The 2,012-nt window shown below is 53.6% G+C and carries 1 rRNA gene (running past one end of the window); it reads right to left on the bottom strand.

The annotated features are described in order from the left end of the window. Positions 1-41: 41 nt before the first annotated feature. Positions 42-2,012 (bottom strand): 23S ribosomal RNA (locus tag ACPEH1_RS20350) (it continues 1,007 nt past the right edge of the window).

Consider the following 2,012-nt stretch of genomic DNA (forward strand, 5'->3'; position numbering starts at 1 on the left):
TCTATCGACATGTCATGTCGGCCAAGGCAACTTGAGGTTATATGGTCAAGCCACACGGATCATTAGTATCAGTTAGCTCAATACATTGCTGTACTTACACACCTGACCTATCAACCACATAGTCTATATGGTTCCTTCAGGGGGCTTGTGCCCCGGGAGATCTCATCTTGAGGCGCGCTTCCCGCTTAGATGCTTTCAGCGGTTATCGCTTCCGAACATAGCTACCCGGCAATGCCACTGGCGTGACAACCGGAACACCAGAGGTTCGTCCACTCCGGTCCTCTCGTACTAGGAGCAGCCCCTCTCAAATCTCCAACGCCCATGGCAGATAGGGACCGAACTGTCTCACGACGTTCTGAACCCAGCTCGCGTACCACTTTAAATGGCGAACAGCCATACCCTTGGGACCGACTACAGCCCCAGGATGTGATGAGCCGACATCGAGGTGCCAAACACCGCCGTCGATATGAACTCTTGGGCGGTATCAGCCTGTTATCCCCGGAGTACCTTTTATCCGTTGAGCGATGGCCCTTCCATACAGAACCACCGGATCACTAAGTCCTAGTTTCCTACCTGCTTGATCCGTCGATCTTGCAGTCAAGCACGCTTATGCCTTTGCACACAGTGCGCGATGTCCGACCGCGCTGAGCGTACCTTCGAGCTCCTCCGTTACTCTTTAGGAGGAGACCGCCCCAGTCAAACTACCCACCATACACGGTCCCCGACCCAGATAATGGGCCCAGGTTAGAACGTCAAGCACGACAGGGTGGTATTTCAAGGATGGCTCCACTGCAGCTAGCGCCACAGTTTCATAGCCTCCCACCTATCCTACACAGACGAACTCAACGTTCAGTGTAAAGCTATAGTAAAGGTTCACGGGGTCTTTCCGTCTTGCCACGGGAACGCTGCATCTTCACAGCGATTTCAATTTCACTGAGTCTCGGGTGGAGACAGCGCCGCTGTCGTTACGCCATTCGTGCAGGTCGGAACTTACCCGACAAGGAATTTCGCTACCTTAGGACCGTTATAGTTACGGCCGCCGTTTACTGGGGCTTCGATCAAGAGCTTCGCCTTGCGGCTGACCCCATCAATTAACCTTCCAGCACCGGGCAGGCGTCACACCCTATACGTCCACTTTCGTGTTTGCAGAGTGCTGTGTTTTTGATAAACAGTCGCAGCGGCCTGGTTACTGCGGCCCTCTTCAGCTATAGCTCGCATGAGCCACCAAAAAGGGCGCACCTTCTCCCGAAGTTACGGTGCCATGTTGCCTAGTTCCTTCACCCGAGTTCTCTCAAGCGCCTGAGAATTCTCATCCTACCCACCTGTGTCGGTTTACGGTACGGTCTGCGTAAGCTGAAGCTTAGGAGCTTTTCCTGGAAGCGTGGTATCAGTGACTTCGTCTTAAAGACTCGTCTCGGTGCTCGGTCTTAAAGGATCCCGGATTTGCCAAAGATCCAAACCTACCGCCTTTCCCCCGGACAACCAACGCCGGGTACACCTAACCTTCTCCGTCCCTCCATCGCACTTACGCGAGGTGCAGGAATATTAACCTGCTTCCCATCGACTACGACTTTCGTCCTCGCCTTAGGGGCCGACTCACCCTGCGCCGATTAACGTTGCGCAAGGAAACCTTGGGCTTTCGGCGTGCGGGTTTTTCACCCGCATTATCGTTACTCATGTCAGCATTCGCACTTCCGATACCTCCAGCAGACTTCTCAATCCACCTTCAACGGCTTACGGAACGCTCCTCTACCGCGTACATATAAATATGCACACCCCAAGCTTCGGTTCACTGCTTAGCCCCGTTAAATCTTCCCCGCAGACCGACTCGACCAGTGAGCTATTACGCTTTCTTTAAAGGGTGGCTGCTTCTAAGCCAACCTCCTGGCTGTCTGTGCCTTTCCACATGGTTTTCCACTTAGCAGTGAATTTGGGACCTTAGCTGTGGGTCTGGGTTGTTTCCCTTTTCACGACGGACGTTAGCACCCGCCGTGTGTCTCCCATACAGTCCA

Source organism: Stenotrophomonas sp. NPDC077421 (genome assembly GCF_049545505.1).
GTDB classification, from domain to species: domain Bacteria; phylum Pseudomonadota; class Gammaproteobacteria; order Xanthomonadales; family Xanthomonadaceae; genus Stenotrophomonas; species Stenotrophomonas nematodicola.